The sequence below is a fragment of the Chromohalobacter israelensis DSM 3043 genome, from assembly GCF_000055785.1.
GTDB classification, from domain to species: domain Bacteria; phylum Pseudomonadota; class Gammaproteobacteria; order Pseudomonadales; family Halomonadaceae; genus Chromohalobacter; species Chromohalobacter israelensis.
The window spans coordinates 1,313,499-1,334,620 of sequence record NC_007963.1 but is presented as its reverse complement, the minus strand read 5'-3'; the positions used below and the strand labels follow the sequence as shown (position 1 = coordinate 1,334,620).

General features: G+C 68.0%; 20 protein-coding genes. 12 read left to right on the top strand and 8 right to left on the bottom strand.

Annotated elements, in window-relative coordinates:
- Positions 1-83: 83 nt before the first annotated feature.
- The 8 genes from bioB to CSAL_RS05905 all read left to right on the top strand — a co-directional run bounded on the left by bioB (position 84) and on the right by CSAL_RS05905 (position 7,804).
- Positions 84-1,196 carry a biotin synthase BioB gene (gene bioB / locus CSAL_RS05940; RefSeq protein ID WP_011506469.1) on the top strand — a complete coding sequence of 371 codons (1,113 nt, stop codon included), beginning with the start codon at positions 84-86 and terminating at the stop codon, positions 1,194-1,196.
- 3 nt (positions 1,197-1,199) lie between these two features.
- Positions 1,200-2,360, top strand: coding sequence for an 8-amino-7-oxononanoate synthase (gene bioF / locus CSAL_RS05935; protein ID WP_011506468.1), 1,161 nt, complete (start codon positions 1,200-1,202; stop codon positions 2,358-2,360).
- Positions 2,357-3,112 carry an alpha/beta fold hydrolase gene (locus CSAL_RS05930; RefSeq protein WP_011506467.1) on the top strand — a complete coding sequence of 252 codons (756 nt, stop codon included), beginning with the start codon at positions 2,357-2,359 and terminating at the stop codon, positions 3,110-3,112. Before bioF ends, CSAL_RS05930 begins: the two co-directional genes overlap by 4 nt.
- Entirely contained in the window at positions 3,109-3,912 is an 804-nt protein-coding gene (locus CSAL_RS05925; RefSeq protein ID WP_011506466.1) for a methyltransferase domain-containing protein, read from the top strand. The genes CSAL_RS05930 and CSAL_RS05925 overlap by 4 nt, the downstream gene beginning before the upstream one ends.
- Position 3,913: 1 nt before the next feature.
- Positions 3,914-4,627, top strand: coding sequence for a dethiobiotin synthase (gene bioD / locus CSAL_RS05920; RefSeq protein WP_011506465.1), 714 nt, complete (start codon positions 3,914-3,916; stop codon positions 4,625-4,627).
- A gap of 48 nt (positions 4,628-4,675) precedes the next feature.
- Complete coding sequence (gene bioA / locus CSAL_RS05915; protein ID WP_011506464.1) at positions 4,676-5,956, top strand: adenosylmethionine--8-amino-7-oxononanoate transaminase; 1,281 nt, start codon at positions 4,676-4,678, stop codon at positions 5,954-5,956.
- 178 nt (positions 5,957-6,134) lie between these two features.
- Positions 6,135-7,139: an amidoligase family protein gene (locus CSAL_RS05910; protein WP_043558042.1), complete on the top strand. Its 1,005-nt coding sequence runs from the start codon at positions 6,135-6,137 to the stop codon at positions 7,137-7,139.
- Positions 7,136-7,804: a gamma-glutamyl-gamma-aminobutyrate hydrolase gene (locus tag CSAL_RS05905; protein ID WP_011506462.1), complete on the top strand. Its 669-nt coding sequence runs from the start codon at positions 7,136-7,138 to the stop codon at positions 7,802-7,804. The genes CSAL_RS05910 and CSAL_RS05905 overlap by 4 nt, the downstream gene beginning before the upstream one ends.
- A gap of 70 nt (positions 7,805-7,874) precedes the next feature.
- On the opposite strand, the gene CSAL_RS05900 is transcribed toward CSAL_RS05905, so the two are convergent.
- The 3 genes from CSAL_RS05900 to CSAL_RS05890 all read right to left on the bottom strand — a co-directional run bounded on the left by CSAL_RS05900 (position 7,875) and on the right by CSAL_RS05890 (position 10,487).
- On the bottom strand, positions 7,875-9,182 hold the full coding sequence (locus tag CSAL_RS05900; RefSeq protein ID WP_011506461.1) for an MFS transporter: 1,308 nt from the start codon (positions 9,180-9,182) through the stop codon (positions 7,875-7,877).
- Between the two features lie 227 nt (positions 9,183-9,409).
- A complete protein-coding gene (locus CSAL_RS05895; protein WP_011506460.1) occupies positions 9,410-9,841 on the bottom strand; it encodes an OsmC family protein in 432 nt (143 codons plus the stop codon).
- Positions 9,842-9,917: 76 nt separating this feature from the next.
- Positions 9,918-10,487: a DUF1415 domain-containing protein gene (locus CSAL_RS05890; RefSeq protein WP_011506459.1), complete on the bottom strand. Its 570-nt coding sequence runs from the start codon at positions 10,485-10,487 to the stop codon at positions 9,918-9,920.
- A 122-nt stretch (positions 10,488-10,609) separates the two neighbouring features.
- Between CSAL_RS05890 and CSAL_RS05885 the strand changes: the two genes are divergently transcribed.
- Complete coding sequence (locus CSAL_RS05885; RefSeq protein WP_011506458.1) at positions 10,610-11,500, top strand: aldo/keto reductase; 891 nt, start codon at positions 10,610-10,612, stop codon at positions 11,498-11,500.
- A gap of 27 nt (positions 11,501-11,527) precedes the next feature.
- Here CSAL_RS05885 and CSAL_RS05880 read toward each other — a convergent pair whose 3' ends face one another.
- From CSAL_RS05880 to CSAL_RS05870, 3 genes are read right to left on the bottom strand one after another with little or no spacing between them, the layout of a single operon-like run.
- A complete protein-coding gene (locus tag CSAL_RS05880) occupies positions 11,528-12,184 on the bottom strand; it encodes an FMN-binding negative transcriptional regulator (protein WP_011506457.1) in 657 nt (218 codons plus the stop codon).
- A gap of 10 nt (positions 12,185-12,194) precedes the next feature.
- On the bottom strand, positions 12,195-12,950 hold the full coding sequence (locus CSAL_RS05875; protein WP_011506456.1) for a GNAT family N-acetyltransferase: 756 nt from the start codon (positions 12,948-12,950) through the stop codon (positions 12,195-12,197).
- A gap of 11 nt (positions 12,951-12,961) precedes the next feature.
- Positions 12,962-13,408 (bottom strand): GNAT family N-acetyltransferase, encoded by a 447-nt coding sequence (locus CSAL_RS05870; RefSeq protein WP_011506455.1) that lies wholly within the window; start codon positions 13,406-13,408, stop codon positions 12,962-12,964.
- 47 nt (positions 13,409-13,455) lie between these two features.
- Between CSAL_RS05870 and pdxR the strand changes: the two genes are divergently transcribed.
- Entirely contained in the window at positions 13,456-14,979 is a 1,524-nt protein-coding gene (pdxR, locus tag CSAL_RS05865) for a MocR-like pyridoxine biosynthesis transcription factor PdxR (RefSeq protein ID WP_187290074.1), read from the top strand.
- Here the strand turns inward: pdxR and nfi are convergent.
- Positions 14,976-15,689, bottom strand: a complete 714-nt coding sequence (nfi, locus tag CSAL_RS05860; RefSeq protein WP_011506453.1) for a deoxyribonuclease V — start codon at positions 15,687-15,689, stop codon at positions 14,976-14,978. The two genes, pdxR and nfi, sit on opposite strands and share 4 nt — an antisense overlap.
- Before the next feature lie 106 nt (positions 15,690-15,795).
- Between nfi and CSAL_RS05855 the strand changes: the two genes are divergently transcribed.
- Both CSAL_RS05855 and CSAL_RS05850 read left to right on the top strand, forming a co-directional pair.
- The gene (locus CSAL_RS05855) at positions 15,796-17,052 is read left to right on the top strand and encodes an exonuclease SbcCD subunit D (protein WP_011506452.1); all 1,257 of its coding nucleotides are present in this window, start codon (positions 15,796-15,798) and stop codon (positions 17,050-17,052) included.
- The gene (locus tag CSAL_RS05850) at positions 17,049-20,354 is read left to right on the top strand and encodes an AAA family ATPase (RefSeq protein ID WP_011506451.1); all 3,306 of its coding nucleotides are present in this window, start codon (positions 17,049-17,051) and stop codon (positions 20,352-20,354) included. The genes CSAL_RS05855 and CSAL_RS05850 overlap by 4 nt, the downstream gene beginning before the upstream one ends.
- A gap of 85 nt (positions 20,355-20,439) precedes the next feature.
- On the opposite strand, the gene wrbA is transcribed toward CSAL_RS05850, so the two are convergent.
- The gene (gene wrbA / locus CSAL_RS05845) at positions 20,440-21,045 is read right to left on the bottom strand and encodes an NAD(P)H:quinone oxidoreductase (RefSeq protein ID WP_011506450.1); all 606 of its coding nucleotides are present in this window, start codon (positions 21,043-21,045) and stop codon (positions 20,440-20,442) included.
- Positions 21,046-21,122: the final 77 nt, after the last annotated feature.

The window sequence follows — 21,122 nt, the reverse complement described above, 5'->3', positions numbered from 1 at the left end:
ATACAGGTTGACATATCGGCGCAGCCTCGTACCCTCTTGGTCAACCTTTTAAAAACCATAAGTTGACCATAAGCGAGAATCTCATGACCGCCCAGTCCCGCGACCCTGCCTGGACCGATGCGTCGCCGACCTTCCAGCCGACGATGCGCCACGACTGGTCCCTGGAGGAGATCGAAGCGCTGTTCGCGCTGCCCTTCAACGACTTGCTGTTCCGTGCCCAGCAGGTCCACCGCGCGCACTTCGATCCCAACGCCGTGCAGGTCTCGACCCTGCTGTCGATCAAGACCGGCGCCTGCCCCGAGGACTGCAAGTACTGCCCGCAATCCGGGCACTACAACACCGGTCTCGGCAAGGAGAAGCTGCTCGAGATCGAGAAGGTGGTGGAGCAGGCCCGTGCCGCCAAGGCGGCCGGTGCCAGCCGCTTCTGCATGGGCGCCGCCTGGCGCAGCCCGCGGGAGAAGGATCTGCGGGTGGTGACGGAGATGGTCGGCCGGGTCAAGGCGCTGGGGCTGGAGACCTGCATGACGCTCGGCATGGTCGACGTCGATCAGGCCAGGCGCCTCGCCGAGGCCGGGCTCGACTACTACAACCACAACCTGGATACCTCGCCGGACTACTACGGCGAGATCATCACCACCCGCACCTATGCCGACCGCCTGGAGACGCTCGCCAACGTGCGCGAAGCGGGCATGAAGGTCTGCTCCGGCGGCATCCTGGGCATGGGCGAGGCACCTCGCGATCGCGCCGCCCTGCTCCAGCAGCTGGTACGCCTGGATCCGCATCCCGAGTCGGTGCCGATCAACATGCTGGTCAAGGTGCCGGGCACCCCGATGGAAAACGTCGAGGACATGGACCCGCTGACGTTCATTCGCGCCATCGCCGTGGCCCGCATTCTGATGCCCAAGAGCCACGTGCGCCTGTCCGCCGGGCGCGAGCAGATGGACGAGTCGACCCAGGCCCTGGCCTTCCTGGCCGGCGCCAACTCGATCTTCTACGGCGACACCCTGCTGACCACCGGCAACCCCCAGGTGGAGCGCGACCGGGCACTGTTCGACAAGCTCGGCCTGCATCCCGAACCCAGCGACCCGCATGCGGACGACGCCCACCGTGACGACGAACAGGCCGAGATCGCGCTGGCCCATGCCATTCAGCGCCAGCGTGACGACGCCCTTTTCTACGACGCCACCCGGGGCTGAGTCATGGGCTCGCGTACGGATCCCTGGTCGGCGCGGCTGGCGAAGGCCGCGGAACAGCGCCATGCCGACGGCGGCTGGCGGCAGCGTCCCACGCTGAGCGATGTCGCGCCCTTCATCGACTTCGCCGGCAACGATTATCTGGGCCTGGCCGACGATCCGCGTCTGGCCGAGGCTCAGGCCGAGGCCGCGAGACGCCTGGGAGCCGGCGCCAAGGCATCGCACCTGGTGTCCGGCCACCTCGAGATCCATGAACGTCTCGAGCGACGCCTGGCCCAACTGACCGGACGTCCCCGTGCCCTGCTTTTCTCCACCGGCTACATGGCCAATCTCGGCGTCCTGCAGGCGCTGTGCGACCACCATACGCGCGTGTTCCAGGATCGTCTGAACCACGCTTCGCTGATCGATGGCGCAAGGCTCGCCGGCGCGACCTCGCGGCGTTTCCATCATCGCGACCTCGAGGATCTGGAGCGGCTGCTCGCCCGCGCCCCGGACGATGCGCCGACGCTGGTGGTCAGCGACGGCGTGTTCAGCATGGACGGCGACGTGGCCGAGGTGGGAGCGCTCGCCGCGACCGCCCGTCGCCACGGGGCCTGGCTGATGATCGACGACGCCCATGGTCTCGGTGTGCTCGGCGAGGTCGGCGACGGTTGCGTGGGTCGCGCCCATGATCGTCGTGAGGTGCCGGTGCTGGTCGGCACGCTCGGCAAGGCACTGGGCAGTGCCGGGGCCTTCGTGGCCGGCGACGAGGCGCTGATCGACCACCTGATCCAGTTTGCCCGTCCCTACGTCTACACCACCGCCCAGCCACCCGGCGTGGCGGCGGCCACCCTGACCGCCCTGGATGTGCTCGAGCGCGAACCCGAGCGCCGCGCTCGACTGCATGAACGCAGCGCCGACTTTCGACGCGAGGCTGGGACGCTCGGCTTGCCGCTGACCGACTCTCGGACGCCCATTCAACCCATCGTGCTGGGTGACAACGCCCGCGTCATGCGCTGGGCCGAGCGCTTGGCCCGGGCGGGATTGCGTGTCGGCGCCATCCGCGCGCCCACGGTCCCCAAGGGCGAGGCGCGGCTGCGCATCACCCTCTCCGCCACCCACGACGACGACGCCCTGGACGCTCTGCTCGAGGGGCTCGCGACCTGCCAGCGGGAGGAGGCCGCATGAGCGATTCGGCGACGAACACGCTGGTGCTGCTCTCCGGCTGGGGCTGCGATGCCCGCCTGTGGCAGGCGCTGGACGATCACTGGCCGGCCGGGCTCGAGGTCATGACGCCGGACTGGCCCGGCTACGGCGCACGCACCGCGCTCGCCGACCCCGCCTCGCTGGAGGCGCTGGCCGATGCCATGGTCGACGATCTCCCGCCTGACGCCATCTGGGTCGGCTGGTCGCTGGGCGGCCTGCTGGCGGCGGCCCTGCTCGACCGGCTGCCCACGCCCCGCGCCCTGGTGCTGCTCGGCATGGGAGAACGCTTCCCGCATCCCGAGGGCGTCAGCCCAACCGCCCTGGCCCGCTTTCGCCAGGCCTTCCGGCGCGATCCGGTGGCGACCCACGCCCACTTCATGCGCTGGCAGCTCGGCGGCGAGCCGTCGCCCCGGGCCGCCCATCGAAGGCTGCGCACCCTGCTCGGCGACGAGATCAACGCCGATGCCGCCACCCTGGCCGCGGGGCTCGCGCATCTCGCGGAGATCGACAATACCCGGCGCCTGGCCACGCCGCCCTGTCCGGTGCATCGGCTGGCCGGCGAGGACGACCCGCTGCTGGCCCCGACGGTTCGCGAACGGGCCGACTACCGCCTGCCCGGGGCCGGCCACTGCCCGCCGATCAGCCAACCGATGCGACTCACCCGTGCACTGGCCGCCATCGCCGTGGCGCCGACACGGTCACTCGCCGAGGCCTCCCTGGAGACGATGCCATGACCGCGCTGCCATGCCACGGCCTCGATGCAGGTACCGATGCCCGGGCACACGACTGGCGCGCCCGGGTCGCGCGTGCCTTTTCGCGTGCCGCGCCGCATTACGCCCGTCGCGCCACCGCCCAGCACGCCATGGGCAAGCGACTGCTCGAGCGATTGCCCGATCACGCTGGCGATGTGCTGGATCTGGGCTGCGGCCCCGGCGACCTGACCGCTGCGCTGGCAACGCATTACGGTGCCGCCTGCACGGTCAGCGGCCTGGACCTGGCGCCGGGCATGCTCGCCGAAGCGCATCGACGGCATCCCGGCGCGATCCGCTGGATATGCGGCGACGCCGCCGATCTGCCGCTACCCAATGCAAGCCTCGATCTCGTGGTCTCCAACCTGGCCATCCAGTGGTGCCCGGACCTGGACGCGGTGCTCGCCGAGATCCGCCGTGTGTCGAGACCGGGCGGCCGCGTGCTGATCAACACCCTGGCGCCGGGCACGCTGGACGAGGTCGGCCGGGCCTGGGAACGCCCGGCCGCGCTGCTCGAATTTCGCGACGCGGCCCGCCACCGCCGTGCCGCCCACGCAGCCGGCTTCCGCCGGGTCGAGATCACGGCGCGTCTCGAGCGCTTCCATTATCCCGACCTCGCCGCGGTGATGGCCTCCATCAAGGGGGTGGGCGCCCAGGTGGCCCGCGGCGGGGCGCGGCTCGCGCGCGCCGACGTGGCCCGCGCCGCCCGGCGCTTCGAGACGCTGCGCACCGACGCCGGCCTGCCCGTCTCCTACCACCTTCTGACGCTCGATCTGGAACGCTGACATGACCACTTATTTCGTGACCGGCACCGACACCGACGCCGGCAAGACTCTCGTGGCCAGCGGCCTGCTGGCGCTGGCCCGCCGTCGCGGCCTGACCACCCTAGGGCTCAAGCCCGTGGCCTCCGGCTGCGAGTCCACCACCGAAGGGCTGCGCAACATCGACGCTCTGACTCTCCAGGCCCAGAGCATGCCGACCCCGCCCTACGCCACCCTCAATCCCTATGCCTATGCGCCGGCCATCGCGCCGCATCTGGCCGCCCGTCGGGCCGGCAGGATACCCACCCTCGACGCCCTGGTCGCGCACGTCGCCGACCCGTTGGCCGAGAAGCGCGACCTGACGCTGATCGAGGGTGCCGGCGGCTGGCGGGTACCGCTCAACGACGACGAGGACCTCGCCGGCCTGGCGGTGCGCCTCGAACTGCCGGTGATCCTGGTCGTCGGGCTCGAGCTCGGCTGCCTGAACCACGCCCGGCTCAGCGCCGAGGCGATCCGCGCCGACGGCCTGCCGCTGGCCGGTTGGGTGGGCAACCTGATCGACCCGGGCCTGTCCTTCGACGAGGTCGCCGACGAAGCCTGCTATCGCGACAACCTGGCGACCCTCGAGCGCACGCTGGAGGCGCCCTGCCTGGGCATCGTGCCGCGCCTGGCCGCCGCCACGCCGGACGCGCGCGCCCATGCCGCCGCCGACTATCTGACGCTGCCCGGCGATGCGTGACGTCCGGCCCCCGCGCCCTGATACGCAACCCACATGCGAGGAACTCCGATGACATCTCCCGTCTGGCATCCTTACGCGCACCTCAAGACCCAAGCTCCCGCCCCCAAGGTGGTCGGCGGCGACGGCCCGCGCTTCACCCTGGACACCGGCGAGTCGCTGCTCGACGCCACCTGCTCCTGGTGGTGCATGATCCACGGCTATCGTCACCCCCGCCTGGTGCGCGCCATCCAGCAACAGGCCGATGAACTCTGCCACGTGATGCTCGGTGGCCTGACCCACGCGCCGGCCGACCGCCTGGCCCGGGAACTGGTGCGCGTCACGCCCGCCGGCCTGAACCATGTGTTCTTCTCCGACAGCGGCTCGGTGGGCATGGAAGTGGCCATGAAGATGGCCGTGCAGTACCACCATCTGCGCGGCAAGCCGGCCAAGCGCCGCATGCTGACCCTGATGAAGGCCTATCACGGCGACACCGCCGGGTGCATGGCGGTGTGCGATCCCGAGGAAGGCATGCATTCGCTGTTCGCGGGCTTCCTGCCGCAGCATCACTTCGCGCCGGCGCCCACCGCCGGCTTCGAGGCCAGCCGTGAAGAAGTGCAGGCCGACCTCGATGCCCTGCGCGCCGTGCTGGAGGCCCATCATGAGGAAATAGGCGCTCTGCTGATGGAGCCGTTGCTGCAGGCGGCCGGCGGGCTCAACATGACCTCGCCCCACTACCTGCGCGGCGCCCGGGAGCTGTGCGACGAGTTCGACGTGCTGCTGGTGTTCGACGAGGTGGCCACCGGCTTCGGGCGTACCGGACGGATGTTCGCCGCCGACCACGCCGACGTGACCCCGGACATCATGGTGCTATCCAAGGGGCTCACCGGCGGCTACCTGGGCCATGCCGCGACGCTGGCCACCGACCGGGTGCATTCGGCGTTCATCGGGGATAGTCCCGAACATGCCTTCATGCACGGCCCCACCTTCATGGGCAATCCGCTGGCCTGCCGGGTGGCACTGGAAAGCCTGGCGGTGTTCGAGGAGGACGATTATCTGGGCCGCATACAGACGCTCAACGGCGTGCTGCGCGAGGAATTGCGCGACGACGCGGCGTTGCGCGCCCACCCGGCCGTGGCCGACGTGCGCGTGCTGGGCGCCACCGCGGTGATCGAGGTCCACGACGCCGCCGCCCTCGCGGGCGTGGCCGACTTCGCCCGGGAACGAGGCGTGTGGCTGCGCCCCTTCGGCCGCTGGCTGTACACCATGCCGGCCTATGTCACCTCGACTCACGACTTGCGCCGTATCACCGAGGTCATGAAGCATTGGTTCATCGACCGTCGCGCACCATGACGTGTCTGGCGAGGCGTGCGTGATGAGCGCTCATGCGGTGGAACGCCCGCGGCCCGCGCCGGAAATCGTGCTTCCTGCCCCGGCGCTGGATTACGTCTTCGGCCCCCGGCGATGTTAACCTGTAGGGCTAATGTGCCATCTCATTCACCGGCACCGCGAATTCCGCGAGGAGTCATCCGTGCAGCCATTGCCGCCTCCCCACCCGACCAATGCCCAGGGACGCCAACGGCGGGTCGGGGTGGAAATCGAATTCGCCGGCATCATGCCCGACACCGCCGCTCGGCTGGTCGCCGAGTGCTTCGGTGGCGATATCGTGCGCCAGAGCCCCCACCGCATGAGTGTCGAAGGCACGCCCTGGGGCAAGTTCACCATCGAGCTGGACAGCAAGTACGTGCATCCCGACGCGACGGTCATGCAGGCCAACGGGATGACGCCGGGCAAGGCACCTTCGGCGGGACGCGAGTGGCGCGTGGAATTCCATCAACGCTCCCGCGAGTGGCTCGGCGAGATGGTCGCTGGGCTCGTGCCCACCGAAATCGTCTCGCCGCCGATCCCCTGGTCGGAGCTCGGCGAGTTCGACCGCCTCTTCGACGCCCTGCGTCGCTATGGCGCGGAAGGCACCGACGCCAGCGTCTTTTACGGCTTCGGCCTGCATCTCAATCCCGAGGTGCCGGATACCGGCACCGCCAGTGTGCTGGCCCACCTGCAGGCCTACACCATCCTGGCCGCCTGGCTGCGCGATCAGATTCGGGTCGACCTGACGCGCGAGATCCTGCCGCATACCAATCCGTTTCCCAAGGCCTATGCCCTGAGGATCCTCGCGCCCGACTACGCGCCGACACGGGCCCAACTGATCAGCGACTATCTGCGCGACAACCCGACGCGCAACCGCGAGCTGGACATGTGCCCGCTGTTTGCCCATCTGGCGCCGGAGTCGGCGCACCCGTTGCTGCATGAGTCACTGGTCAAGCCGCGCCCCACGTTCCATTACCGTTTGCCCAACGCTCAGCTCAACGCGCCCGGCTGGGGCAGCGTCACGGAATGGAACCGCTGGGTGACGGTCGAACGCCTGGCCGCCGATGCGCACAGCCTGCACACGCAGCGGCAGGCCTACTGCGCCCACCATACGCAATCCACGGTGAGCCACTGGCTGGACAAGCTGAAACGCTGGGTGGAAGGATGAGGGCAAGGCCGCTGATCGGGATCACCACGTCCGACCACAAGAGTCTGATGGCCTGGGCCTGCGACTGGCTCGCCGTATGGCGTGCCGGAGGCCGCCCGGTGCGACTGTCGCCATCGCGCGAGATCCCCGAGGGGCTCGCGGGCTTGATGGTCGGCGGTGGCGACGATATCGGCGCCCAGTTGTATGGGGGAGAGATGCGGCTGGACGTGCGCGTCGACCCGGCACGGGACCGTCTCGAGCTCTCGCTGCTCGAACGCTTTCTTCCCCAGCGACTCCCCGTACTGGGCATCTGCCGGGGCGCACAGATCATCAACGTCCACTGCGGCGGCACGCTGATCGGCGATATCTACACCGCCTACGATCACGTGCGGCGTCAACGCACCGTACTGCCCCGCAAGCATGTCCACATCACCGCCGACAGCCGCCTGCACGGCCTGCTTGGCGTTTCGCGATGCCGCGTCAACAGCCTTCATCATCAGGCGGTGGACCGGCTCGGCGACGCCCTGGAGGTGGTGGCGCGCGATCGCGACGGCCTGATCCAGGCCATCGAGGCGCCGACCCACCCGTACCTCATCGGCGTCCAGTGGCATCCCGAATTCCTGGTTTTCAACCGTCCCCAGCAGCGCCTGATCCGAGGCCTCGTCGACGCCGCGCGACGCTCCTAGAAGAGCCCGAAAGACGACGCCCCGCACATCGGCGGGGCGTCGTGGCATGGCGAGGTCGCGCGTCAATGCGTCACGATGGCATGACCGCCAGTCGGCGCCCGCTGGACGTTTGCATCAAGTACACGCCGATGATCACGCCCAGCCCGCCCAGCGCGGCGACGTAGACCGCAGGGAACAGCGGATGCACGGTCATCAATACCGACACCACGATGGGCGTGAAGCCACCGAAGATGGCGTAGGCGACGTTATAGGAAAACGACAGTCCCGTGAAACGCACCACCGCCGGAAACGACTTGACGGCGATGGTGGGTACCACACCGACGATCCCCACCGCGAAGCCGCTCAGGATATAGAGCGGCGTCAGCCATTCGGGGTGCGTGCTCACGGTGGTCATCATCACCCAGTAGCTGATGGCCAGCAGCACGCCCCAAAAGGCGATGGTCGGGCCGCTGCCGAGGCGATCCGCGCACCAGCCGGAAGCCAGACTCCCCACCACGACACCGAGAATGGCATACACATTGGCCAGCGAGGCATCCAGGCCATAACGCGTCTCGAGCAGACTCGGCGTCATCAGGATCACCACCACGATGGCGGCGGTGAGAATCCAGGTCACGCCCATCGACAGCACCACGCTCGGCAAGTGGTTGCGCAAGACGCTCTTGACCGGCAGTTCCTCGGCCAGCGCCTTTTTCTGCTGCATTTCGGCGAAGACCGGCGTCTCGTGCAGCCAGCGCCGCAGATACACGGCCAGCAATCCGAACACCCCGCCGATCAAGAACGGAATCCGCCAGGCATACGCGGCCAGCTCCGCATCACTGTAGGTGGTCTTGATGAACGCCGACATCAGCGAGCCGATGAGAATGCCCGATACCAGGCCGGCGGACAGCGTGCCGCAGGCGAAGCCCACATGGTGGCGCTTGACGTGCTCGGTGACGAACACCCAGGCGCCGGGGACTTCACCGCCTACGGCGGCCCCTTGCAGGATGCGCAGCGCCACCAGCAGCAAGGGCGCCGCATACCCCAGGGTGTCGTAGGTGGGCATCACGCCGATCAGCAGCGTCGGCACCGACATCAGGAAGATCGACAGGGTGAACATCTTCTTGCGCCCCAGCAGATCGCCGAAATGCGCCATGATGATGCCGCCCAGCGGGCGTGCCAGGTAGCCGGCGGCGAAGATCCCGAAGGTCTGGATCTGACGCAGCCATTCGGGCATTTCAGGGGGAAAGAACAGTTGCCCCACCACCGTCGCGAAGTACACGAAAATGATGAAGTCGTAGAATTCCAGGGCGCCGCCGAGCGCGGACAGCGACAGCACCTTGACGTCGCGACGATTCAGCGGGCGCGACGCACTCGCGTCGGTCTCTTGCGAAGTAGCCATGATGGATGTGGTCTTCCGTTCGAATGATCGGTGATCGTGTTATGTCAGCGTCCAGCGTCGCGGCACCCAAACAAGGCGGGAGGTACCGGCCGACGACCGCGCAGGAGGCTAACAGATTCACGGGAAGACTTCAGCGCCGTTGTCAAGGTTTTTACGGCACCGTGGGGAGAACAATCGACAGGGAGCATCAACGGGCCGGCCGAGGCCGGCCCGAATGGAACGCGTCGTTACCCTTCGAGTCGGGCGTCGAGCGTGATCTCGGCGTTCAGAAGGCGCGAGATCGGGCAACCTTCCTTGGCTTTCTGGGCGGCGTCATCGAAGCCCGCCTGATCGATACCCGGTACCTTGGCACGGGTGACGAGATTCACCTTGGTGACCTTGAAGCCGCTGTCGTCCTTGTCCAGCGTCACGGTCGCCTCGGTGCGCACGTCATCGGGGTCGTGGCCCGCTTCGCCCAGAATCATCGACAGCGCCATCGAATAGCAACTGGCGTGGGAGGCCGCGATCAATTCCTCGGGATTGGTGCCCGGCTCGCCTTCGAAACGCGTGTTGAAACCGTATGGATTGTCCTTGAGCGCGCCGCTCTGGGTAGAGACCGTCCCCTTGCCACGCTTGAGACTGCCTTGCCAATGGGCGGAACCGGTTTTCTCGATACTCATTCGTGCCTCCTTTCGTGAGTGGACATGATGCCCCTACACCATAGTCCATATGGGTGATGTCGTGGACTTCAAGGGCTCACTCGTCGGCACGCACGGCGCGACATGCCGCCCACTCTTCCGCCAGGACCGCATGGCCCGCCTCGCGCAGGGCATCGACATTGCGCTCGGGGATCGATTCGGGATCGGGGTACGCCGCCACGGCCGCCTCGACGCTGGTCTCGCGCAGGAGATGCCACATCGGCCACGGCGACCGGTTGGTGTAATTGGCGGGGTCCTCCGCCGGCGCCCCGGCGAAGACATACTCGGGATGGAAGCTCGCCAGCTGGTAGATACCGGCATACCCTTCCGCCTCGAGCAACGCCTCGGCGACGTTCAAGAGATCCAGGTAATCCTCGAAATCGGACATGCCGTCCGGCAGGATCATCAGCGTCGTATCGATGGCCGGCTCGGCATCCAGGCGACGACATTCATCGACCAGCGCGTGCAGCATGACCTGCGGATCGTCGCCGCGCACCAGGGCATGACGAATGGTGTCGCGTCGAACCTCGCGACCGGCAAACGGGCAGATATTGCGTGCCACGACGAAGCGCGCCACCCAGGCGCGGGTCATGGCGATGACATCGGCATCCAGAGGACGCTCGGGCATGGGATCGATCCTGAAACGAAAGTGACGTTGCCAGTATACCGGACTTGCCGCATCCCGCCGTGTCGGCGCACCCTGAAGGCAAGCCCACATCCATGCCAGACTTGCCAGGGAGGCTCTCCACCATGACCACGTCCCCCGCCAACGACATTCCCCGCGTCACGCTGGCCGCCACCGAGCGTGAGCCCGCCGTCGCCCTGCCCGCCATCGGCCAGGGGACTTGGCACATGGGCGAGAACCGCGCCCCGCGACGCGACGAAGTCCATGCCCTGCAATACGGCCTCGACCTGGGGATGACACTGATCGATACCGCCGAGATGTACGCCGACGGCGGTGCCGAGGAAATCGTCGGCGAGGCCCTGCGCGGTCGTCGCGACGAGGCCTTCGTGGTCTCCAAGGTCTACCCGTGGAATGCCGGCCGCGAGGACGCCATCGCCGCCTGCGAGCGCAGCCTGCAACGCCTGGATACCGACTGTCTCGACCTCTATCTGCTGCATTGGCCCGGCAACGTTCCGCTGGAGGAAACGCTGGAAGCCTTCGAGCACCTGCAAGCCCAGGGCAAGATACGTCGCTACGGCGTCTCCAACTTCGACGTCGACGAAATGCGCGCCCTGCAGGCCGTTCCCGGCGGCGACCGCTGCGCCGTCAACCAGGTGCTCTACCATCTCGGCTCGCGCGGCATCGAGCACAGCCTGCTGCCCTGGCAGCGTGAACGCGGCCTGCCGACCATGGCCTACTGCCCCCTGGCCCAGGGCGGGCAAGCGCTCGACCACCCCAAGGTTCGCGCCATCGCCGACGCGTTCGGTGTCAGCCCCGCCCAGGTGCTGCTGGCCTGGGCGACCCGCCCCGCGCCCGACGGTCAACGCGATGTCATCGCCATCCCCAAGGCGGTACAGCCCGCACACGTCGAAGCCAATGCCGCCGCCATGCGGCTCGCGCTGGACGACGCCAGTCTCGCACGGCTGGACGCCGCCTTCCCCGCGCCGTCGCGCAAGCCGCCCCTGGATATCGTCTAGGCGTTGACGACGCCGCCATACCGACGCTCAATCCTCGGGTGTGACACCGCCAAGGCAGGCGGCCTCTTGCTCCCCGTAGCCATATTCATCTTGCAACCCCTGATGAATGGCTCGGCGTTCATCGAGCGGCTTGTGCTGGCTCGCCTTGAGCTTGCCTTCGAGGCGGTCGACGGTGATCTCGATCCCGACGATGGCGCGGCACATCGCGGCGATGTACTCGTCGGGGGCATCCTCGACCCGCCAGGGCCTCTGCCGCTCGCCTTCGAAGCGCTCGGTGAGCGCGGTCACCATCTCGCGCAGCCAGCGTGGATCGTCGATCAGGCGCAGCCGGCCATGCGCGTGCACCACCTGATAGTTCCAGGTCGGCACCACCTTGCCGTGCTCACGCTTGGCCGGATACCAGCTCGGCGTGATGTAGGCCTGAGGCCCATGAAAGATCGCCAGGGCCTCGATGCCCTCCAGGGAGCTTTCGCCCCTCCCGGCAAGCGGATTGGCACGGGCGATATGGCCACGCAAGGTATCCGATGGCCACTCGCCTCCCGCCGGTGTCAGCAACAGCGGCAAGTGATCGGCACACAGCTCGCCGGAGGCATCACGGGTCACCAGCGTGGCGAAAGGCGCCTCCTCGATGGCCCGATGACATTCGGCGCGACTGTCGATGTGGAACTGGGGCGGCTGATACATGGTTCGACTCTCAGGAGGGAAAAGGATCGTGACGCAGGGCGGCCGTCATCGACGTGAGAGAACGATGCTGGCGGCCCGTGGCATCGAAGTTCTCGGGGGCCAGCCAGCGGCGGTGGCACTCGCGAACCGCCGGCCACTCGCCATCCAGCAGCGAGAACCAGGCCGTATCCCGGTTTCGCCCGGCCACGACCCGGTGCTGGCGAAAGATGCCCTCGAAGCGGAAACCGAGCCGCTCGGCGGCACGGCGGGATGGCGCATTCAGGGCATCGCACTTCCATTCGAGACGCCGATATCCCCGGTCGAAGGCATGGGCCATCATCAGCATCAGCGCTTCACTGGATATCGGGGTCCGTGCCATGCGGGGCGAGAAGCTCAGATGGCCGATCTCGATGCGGCCATCGGCCGGCACGATATTGAGATACGCGGCCATGCCCACCGCCCGCGCCTCGATGGCATCGACGACGGCGTAACAGCGCATGTCCCGGGCTGCACTCATGCGGGCCAGCCAGCCTCGACAGCCGGCCGCGTCGTCGAAGGGACGGCCCCCCAGATAGGTCCAGCGGGCGCGCGCCTCGGTGTCGTTATCGATCTCCGGGGCCGGCACCTGCCACGCCTGCCACAGGGCCTCGGCATGGCGGGCGACATCCAGCGGTTCCAGCCGGCAGAAACGCCCTGCCAGGCATTCGGCATCAGGTTCTGACGGCGGTTGCCAATGCGGGATGTCGGAACCGACCGGCTGGCCGTAGTCGTTGGTTCGATGGGTCATGGCATCAGGTTTCAGATCGTCAGCAGGTAGGTATCGAAGGCCTGGTCGCGCTGCCAGCCAAGCGCATGGTAACGGGCCTTGGCCGTCTCGTTGTCGACCTGGGTGCGCAGCATCAACTGTGGCACTTCATGAGCGAGAGCCAGCTCGCGAGCCGCTTCCAGCAAGGCACTCCCGGCACCCTGGCGGCGAGCATCGGGCATGACGAACAGATCGTTGAGAATCCAGCGCGATGACAGGCTGGTCGTGGAAGGCACCGGGAAGAGCTGCGCAAAGCCGATCGCATGGTCGTCGTCATCGAGGGCCAGCAGCACATGAGCATCGCCCCTGGAAAAGCGTTCTTGCATGAAACGACGGGCACCGTCGACATCGCTGGACTGGCGGTAGAAGCGGCGATAGCCATCGACCAGGGGCACCAGGTCGTCGAGGTGGGCGAAGGTGGCAGAGCGAATCGTGATCATGGCAAGGCTCGCGTTCGGACATGACGAAACCTCAGTCTGGCGACATAATGGTTCCCCAAGAAGAACCAGTTTGTCCTATTTACGGGGAACCAGTGGCTGATCCGAATGCTCACCGTCTCTGGATTCAGGAGGCACTGAATCTTCAACTGGCCGAGCCGGATGTCCGTACGCTCGGCCAGCGCCTTTACGACGCCCTGCGCGGCGGCATCCAGCAGGGCCGGCTCCCTCCGGGGAGTGCACTGCCCTCGTCCCGTCAACTGGCGACCGAGCTCGGCATCGGGCGCAACACGGTGCTGAGTGCGGTCGACCGCCTCGTCGCCGAAGGCTTCCTGGTGTCGCGTCCCGGCGCCGGGGTCTTCATTGCCGACTGGCAGCGGGGTCCCCAGACGCCCCTCGATGTCCCTTCCTCGACGCCCGTGACGCTCTCGCGTCGTGGCGAACGCCTGCTCGATTTCACGGCGCCCCCGAGCGCACGTCATGCGGTCTTCGCGCCGGGCGTGCCGGCGCTGGATCGTTTTCCTCGCGAGCGCTGGCAACGCTTGCTGCGCCGTCATCAGCAACGCGCCCCCATCGACTGGTTCGATTACCGGAATGAAGGCGGCGTGAAGGCACTGCGCGAGGCACTGTGCGACTACTTGCGTTTATCGCGTTCGGTGCGCTGCCGGCCGGAACAGGTCCTGATCACCCAGGGTGCGCAACAGGGCTTCGAGCTGATCGCGCGCCTGCTCGCCGATGTCGGGGATGACGTCTGGCTGGAGGAGCCGGGCTACGGCGGTGCGCAGGCCTGCTTCGCCGCCGCAGGCCTGAGCCTGCAACCGGTGCCGGTCGACGACGAGGGCCTGAACGTCGCGTCGCTGCCCCCCGAGACGCCCTCCCCCAAACTGATCTACGTGACACCGTCGCACCAGTACCCCAGCGGCGCGACCCTGTCGCTGGCGCGCCGCACGGCACTGCTGGGGCTTGCCCAGCAGCATGGCGCCTGGATCATCGAGGACGACTACGACAGCGAGTTCCGCTATACCAGCGCGCCCATCGCCTCGCTCCAGGGGCTGATGGACAACGCCCCGGTAATCTATGTCGGCACCTTCAGCAAGGTCCTTTATCCAGGGCTGCGGCTGGGGTATCTGGTGCTGCCGCCGTCACTGGTGACGAGCTTTCAGCGCATCAACGCCCGTCTGCACCGGGAAGGGCAGTACGTGACCCAGGCGGCGCTTGCCGACTTCATCGGCGAAGGCCATTTCGCGCGCCACGTCGCCCGCATGCGCCAGTGCTACCGGGCGCGGCAGGCCACGCTGCGACGCGCCCTGGCGCCGGCAGTGGCACACGGGCTCGAACTCTCGTCCGGCCATGCGGGAATGCATCTGGTCGCCTACCTGGCAAGCCACGACCTGGAACGCGAGCTGATCCGTCGTGGAGAGCAGGCAGGCCTGCGGCTGTCGCCGCTTTCCGACCATTATCTGCAGGCCCCCGGCCGGCCAGGCCTCGTTCTCGGCTACGCCGGTGCCCCGGAAGCCGAGATCGAGCGCGCCGGACGCTGGCTCGGCGAGCACTGGCTGGCACTGACGACCTAACCTCTTCGCGAGGCCAGGCGATCCGCCAGCCGGGTCGGTTCGGGCAGCTTGGTCCTGCCCAGGCAGGCAATCGCCCATTCCAGCGCCGTGGCCTGATCCAGCCGATGCCCGGGAGAGACGATCACCGGCTTGACGTTCTCGCGGGAACGCAGCATCGCGCCGATGACCACGCGCCCTTCGGCGTCGACCTCGACGTCGGCGGGGTCCTCGGCACGCCGACGGTCGGTGAGCGGCGTCCATGCACCGCGCGTGGTCGGCACTTCGCCATGACGACCGCAAAGCACCTTCTTGGCCACGCCGAGGGTCGGCACGTCCAGCCACAAGCCCAGGTGCGACGCCACGCCGAGCCGCCTGGGATGCGCGATGCCCTGACCGTCGACCATGACCAGATCGGGATGTGCTGCCAGTCGTTCGAAGGCGCCCAGCGCGGCGGGAATCTCGCGGAACGACAGCAAGCCGGGAATGTAGGGCATCCGCGTGGGTTCGCGGTGAACCACCGACTCGCACACCGCAAGCGACGGCCAGTCGAGCACCACCACCGCCGCGCGCGTGGTCTCGCCATCGTCCTCGAAGCCGATATCCACGCCCGCGATGCAGCTCACCGCTTGAGGTCTGCCGTGCCTGACCACGCGCGGCGCCAGGCGACGCTGCAACGCCACGGCCTCCTCGGCGGAAAGACTCCACTCATGCAATGCGGCCTGCCTGGCCATAACGCTTCCTCCTTGTCTTGAACGCCTCCCGGCCCGGCCCCTTGGCACGGCCATTGGGCCGTTCCGCGTCAACCGGTAGACTGAAGGGCCGGTATAGGAGATTTGCGTGAAACTCATCCACACTGCGGACTGGCATCTGGGCCAGACGTTCCACGGTCAGGAGCGCCATGTCGAGCAACGCGCCTTTCTCGACTGGCTGCTGACGACGCTCGACACGCGCCGCCCCGATGCCCTGCTGGTCGCGGGGGACGTCTTCGACGTGGTCAATCCCTCGCTGCGCGCCCAAGAACTGCTCTACGACTTCATCGTCGAGGCGCATCAGCGGCTGCCGCAACTGACCATCGTCATGATCGCCGGCAATCACGACAGCGGCAACCGCATCGAGCTGCCCGCGCCGTTGATGCAGCGCCTCAACACCCATGCTCTGGGCCGCGTGCGCTGGCTCGACGACGGCCGGCTCGACGCCGAGCACCTGCTGATCCCGCTCACCGATGCCAGTGGCGAGACACGTGCCTGGTGCCTGGCCTTGCCCTTCCTGCGCCCGGCGGAGGTCACCGGCGCTTTCACGGCCAGCGACGACACCCAATGCGAGGCGCGCCACGATTACGTCGCCGGCATCACCCAGGTGCACCGGCAACTGATCGCCGCCGCCCGCGAGCGCCGCACTCCCGACCAGGCGCTCGTCGCCATGAGCCACGCCCACCTGCACGGCGCCACCGTCTCCGAGGCCAGCGAGCGCCCCATCGTCATCGGCGGCGAGGAATCGATCCCGGCCTCGCTGTTCCCCGCTGACATCGCCTACGTGGCACTGGGCCATTTGCACCGCGCTCAGCAGGTCGGCGAGTCGCGCATCCGCTACAGCGGCAGCCCCTTGCCGCTGGATTTCAGCGAAGTGGCCTACCCTCATCAGGTCGTCGAGATCACGCTGGAGAACGAACGTCTCGCCGGCGTGGAAACGCTGGCCATACCGCGCCCGGTGGCCATGCACCGCCTTGGCCCGGCGCCACTGGATGACGTGCTCGTCGAGCTGGACGCCCTGGAGGATACGCCCGACCTGCCGCGCGAGCGCTGGCCCTGGCTGGAGGTGCGCGTCGAGCTCGAGGCACCCATGCCGGACCTGCGGGCTCGCGTGGAGGCCGCGCTGGCCGGCAGGAGCTTGCGCCTGTTGCGTCTGGAACGACGTCTGCCCCGGGTCGCGACCGACGATGCCCCGGCCCGGGTGGAGCTGGCCTCGCTCGGTCCGCGCAAGCTGTTCGAACGCACCTGGCAAGCCCGTTGGGGCGAAGCGCCGGACACGGCGACACTGGCCGACTTCGACCGATTGCGTCAGGCCATCATGGACGACGACGAGACACCCTCATGAAGATCCTCGCCCTGCGCCTGGCCAACCTGGCCTCGATTCCCGGTCCGCTGGAGCTCGACTTCACCGCCGCACCACTGCGCGATGCCGGGCTGTTCGCCATCACCGGCCCCACCGGCGCCGGCAAGAGCACCCTGCTCGACGCCCTGTGCCTGGCGCTCTACGGCGGCACGCCTCGGCTGCGTCAGGCTCCCGGCCGCGAGGCGCCATTGCCTGACGTGGAAGGAGAAACCCTCAACACTGCCGACCCGCGGACCCTGCTGCGGCGCGGTACCGCCAGCGGCCATGCCGAGGTCGATTTCCTGGGCCGCGACGGCCGCCGCTACCGCGCCCGCTGGGCCGTGCGTCGCGCCCGCGAGAAGGCCGACGGCAAGCTGCAGAAGATCGAGCAGTCGCTCACCGACCTGGATAGCGACCGCCTGTTGACCACCCAGAAGCGCGAGTTCGATCGCCTGCTGCCCGAGCGACTGGGGCTGAGCTTCGAGCAATTCACTCGGGCCGTCCTGCTGGCCCAGAGCGAGTTCGCCGCCTTTCTCAAGGCCGATGACAACGAACGCAGCGACCTGCTCGAGCGCCTGACCGGCACCGCCGAGTACTCGGCGATTTCGATCGCTGCCTATCGGCGTGCCAGCGACGCGAAACGCGCCGTCGACGCCCTGGAGACCAGGCTCGCCGACGATCTGCCCGCCGACAGCGAGGCCCGTGCCGAGCTGGAACGTCACGCCCAGCAGACCCAGGCCGAGCTCGATGCCGTGCAACGCCAGGCCCGGCATCTCGAGGCACAGGCCCAGTGGCATGCCACGGATGCCAAGCTGCGCGACGCGCGGGATCACGGCCAGCGCGAACACCGCGATGCCGAGGCGCACTGGCAGACGCTGGCCCCCCAGCGGGCCGATCGCGAATGGCGACGCCTGATCGCCCCTCAGCGTCATCGTCTGACCCGCCAGGCCGAGCTGCCCCACGAAATCGCTCGCCTCGAGAAAACACATGCTGCCACGCGCGAAGACCTGGCACGCGCCGAGACCGCGCAGCACGGCGCTACCCGGGCACGCGACGAGGCCGAGCAAGCGCTCGCCCAGACCGACGCGGCCCGTCAGCATGCCGAACCGACGCTACGCCAGGCGCGCGAGCAGGCCCAGCAACTCGCCACCCAAGAGCAGCAGCTCGCGGAACTGGAACAACGCCACGCCGAGCGCCACCGTCAGTCGGAAGCACTGGCCGCGCGGCACCGCCAGGCCCGCGAGACGCAGCAACGCCAGCGCCAGCAGCGCGACGACTGGCAAGCCACCCTGCGCCAATCGATGGGTGACCACGCCCGCGTGGCGGATGCCCGCCAGGCCGCTCAGCAGGCACATGATCAGGCCGCCCAGCGTCACCTGGCGTTGGGCGAGCTGCACAGCCGTTGGCAGGATGTCCAGCGTGCCGATGACGCCCATCGCACGCTCACCGAACGCCTCGACGCGGATACCCAACGCCGTGAGACCCTGCTGACCCAGGGGCAGGCCGCACGTCAGCGTCGTGACGACTGCGATCGCCATTACCGCACGGTGCGCGAGATGGTCGAACGCAACCGCGCGGTGCGCAGCGAAAGCGTGACCCGGCTCCGCGAGCACCTGCAGGACGGTCAGCCCTGCCCGGTCTGTGGCGGACTCGACCACCCCTGGCGCCACGCGCCGCCGGCCAGCCCGGAATCCGCCCAGCTCGCGGCCCAGCAAGCGGAAGAAGAACGCCAGCTCACCCAGGCCCAGCAGGCACTGGACGATGCCCAGCAGCAACGCGACGAACTGCTCGGCCACTATCGCGCGCTGGAAACCTCGCTGACGCAGCAACGTCAGGATCTCGCCGACGCCGATAAGCGACGGCAGGCGGCGCACCGGGCCCTCGACGCGCACGCCCTCGGCGCCGAACTGGCCGCCATCGAGCCGCCGGCACGCGATGACTGGCTGGTCCGTCAACGCCAGGATGCCGACGCCACGCGCCAGCAACACGCGCACCTCCTGCACACCCTGAGCCAGGCCGAACGCGAACTCGAACCCCTCGATGAAGCATTGCGCCAGAGCGAATTGACGCTCGCCCAGCTCGATGCCCAGCGCACCGGGCTGGATCAGGAACTGGCCCAACTGACGGAACGTCTGCCGCCCTTGCGCGAAGCACGTGATGCCTGCGCCGCGCAACTCGCGGGGCTGCTCGGCGAACACGCCTCGCCGGATGCCTGGCAGCAGTCTCTCGACGCCGCTCGTGACAGCGCCCGCCAGGCCCGCGACGCCGCGCTGACACGCCTGCATGACGCCCAGCAGCACCGTCAGACGCTTGCTCAGCAGGCCCAGCACGAAAGCGAGCGCCTGGACGCGTTGCGCGACGAAAAAAGCATTCTCGATCGCGACCTGGCCGAGTGGCGCGCCATGCATCCGGATCTGAGCGACGCCCTCCTGGAACGCCTACTGGCGCAGACCGAGGACGAGATCCAGCGTCAGGAACGTCAACTCGAAGAAACCGAGCGAACCCGACAACGCACCGAAGCCACTCTCGCCGAGCGCCGCCAGGCCTTGATCGCCCATCGCCGCGACCAGGAACTCGTCGCCGAGGACGCTGACGAGACGGCGCTGCTTGGCGATGCCGCCGAGGCGGAGATCGCCCGCCGCCGGCTTGCTCTCGACCACGCTCGGGAGGAGCTGGCGCCCCGGCACGACGCCGCGCAAGCGGCCCGCGATCACGCTGCCCACGCCCTGCACGACGACGATCGTCGCCGCGAGCGACAGCAGGCCGGCCAGGCCGAGCTCGAGGCAGCACGCCACGAATATCGCCGCTGGGGCCGCATCAGCGAGCTGATCGGCTCCGCCGATGGCAAGGTCTTCCGACGCATCGCCCAGGCCTACAACCTGGAGCAGTTGCTGGAACATGCCAACGCTCACTTGCAAGGGCTCAGCCGCCGCTACCGCCTGATGCGCGGCGGCAGCGAGCTGGGCCTGCTGGTGATCGATCATGACATGGGCGACGAGCGTCGCTCGGTGCACTCGCTCTCCGGCGGCGAGACCTTCCTCGTCTCGTTGGCCCTGGCGCTGGGACTGGCCTCCATGGCCTCCGGCGAACTGACCATCGAATCGCTGTTCATCGATGAAGGGTTCGGCAGCCTCGACCCGCAATCCCTGGCCCTGGCCATGGAGGCGCTCGACGGCCTGCAAGCCCTGGGCCGCCGCGTCGGCGTGATCTCCCACGTCCAGGAAATGCACGAACGCATCCCGGTGCAGATTCAGGTCGAACCGCTGGGCAACGGCACCAGTCGTGCGAGGTTGGTGAGCGGATAGGCGGGCAAGCGCGGCGGTCTTGACCGACACCAGAACGCCGTGCCCTGGGCACGGCGTCTGGCATCGATGGCGACAGGCGGAAGGCTCAGCCGGCGAGTTTGGCGGCCATTTCGGCGATGTGCTGGCCCTGGAAACGGGCGATGGTCAGCTCGTTTTCGCTGGGTTGGCGGCTGCCGTCGCCACCGGCAATGGTCGTCGCGCCATAGGGCGTCCCGCCGGAGACCTCATCGAGCTCGGTCAGGGCCGGGCAGGAGTAAGGTACACCGACGACCGCCATGCCATGATGCAGCAGGGTGGTATGAATCGAGGTCAGCGTGGTTTCCTGTCCGCCATGCTGACTGGCGGTGGAGGTGAAGGCGCCACCCAGCTTGCCGATCAGCTTGCCTTGCGCCCAGAGGCCCCCCGTCTTGTCCCAGAAGTTGCGCATCTGCGAAGCCATGTTGCCGAAGCGCGTGGGCGTACCGACGACAATCGCGTCGTACTCGGCCAGCACGCTGGGATCGTCCAGCACGGCGGCGGTGGTGTCTTCCTTGTAGCCCGACTTGGCGGCCACCTCGTCGGGCACGAGCTCGGCCACGCGATACAGATCCACCTGGGTGCCGGCGACGCCCCGGACCCCTTCGGCGACGGCGTTGGCCAGTGTTTCGACATGCCCGTAACTGGAATAGTACAGAACCAGAACCTTGCTCACGTGAGTGCTCTCCCGCTGGGTGAATGAACCCTTTCAAGATGGGGCAAAGCGCTGGTGGCGTCAAAGCACGGGCATGC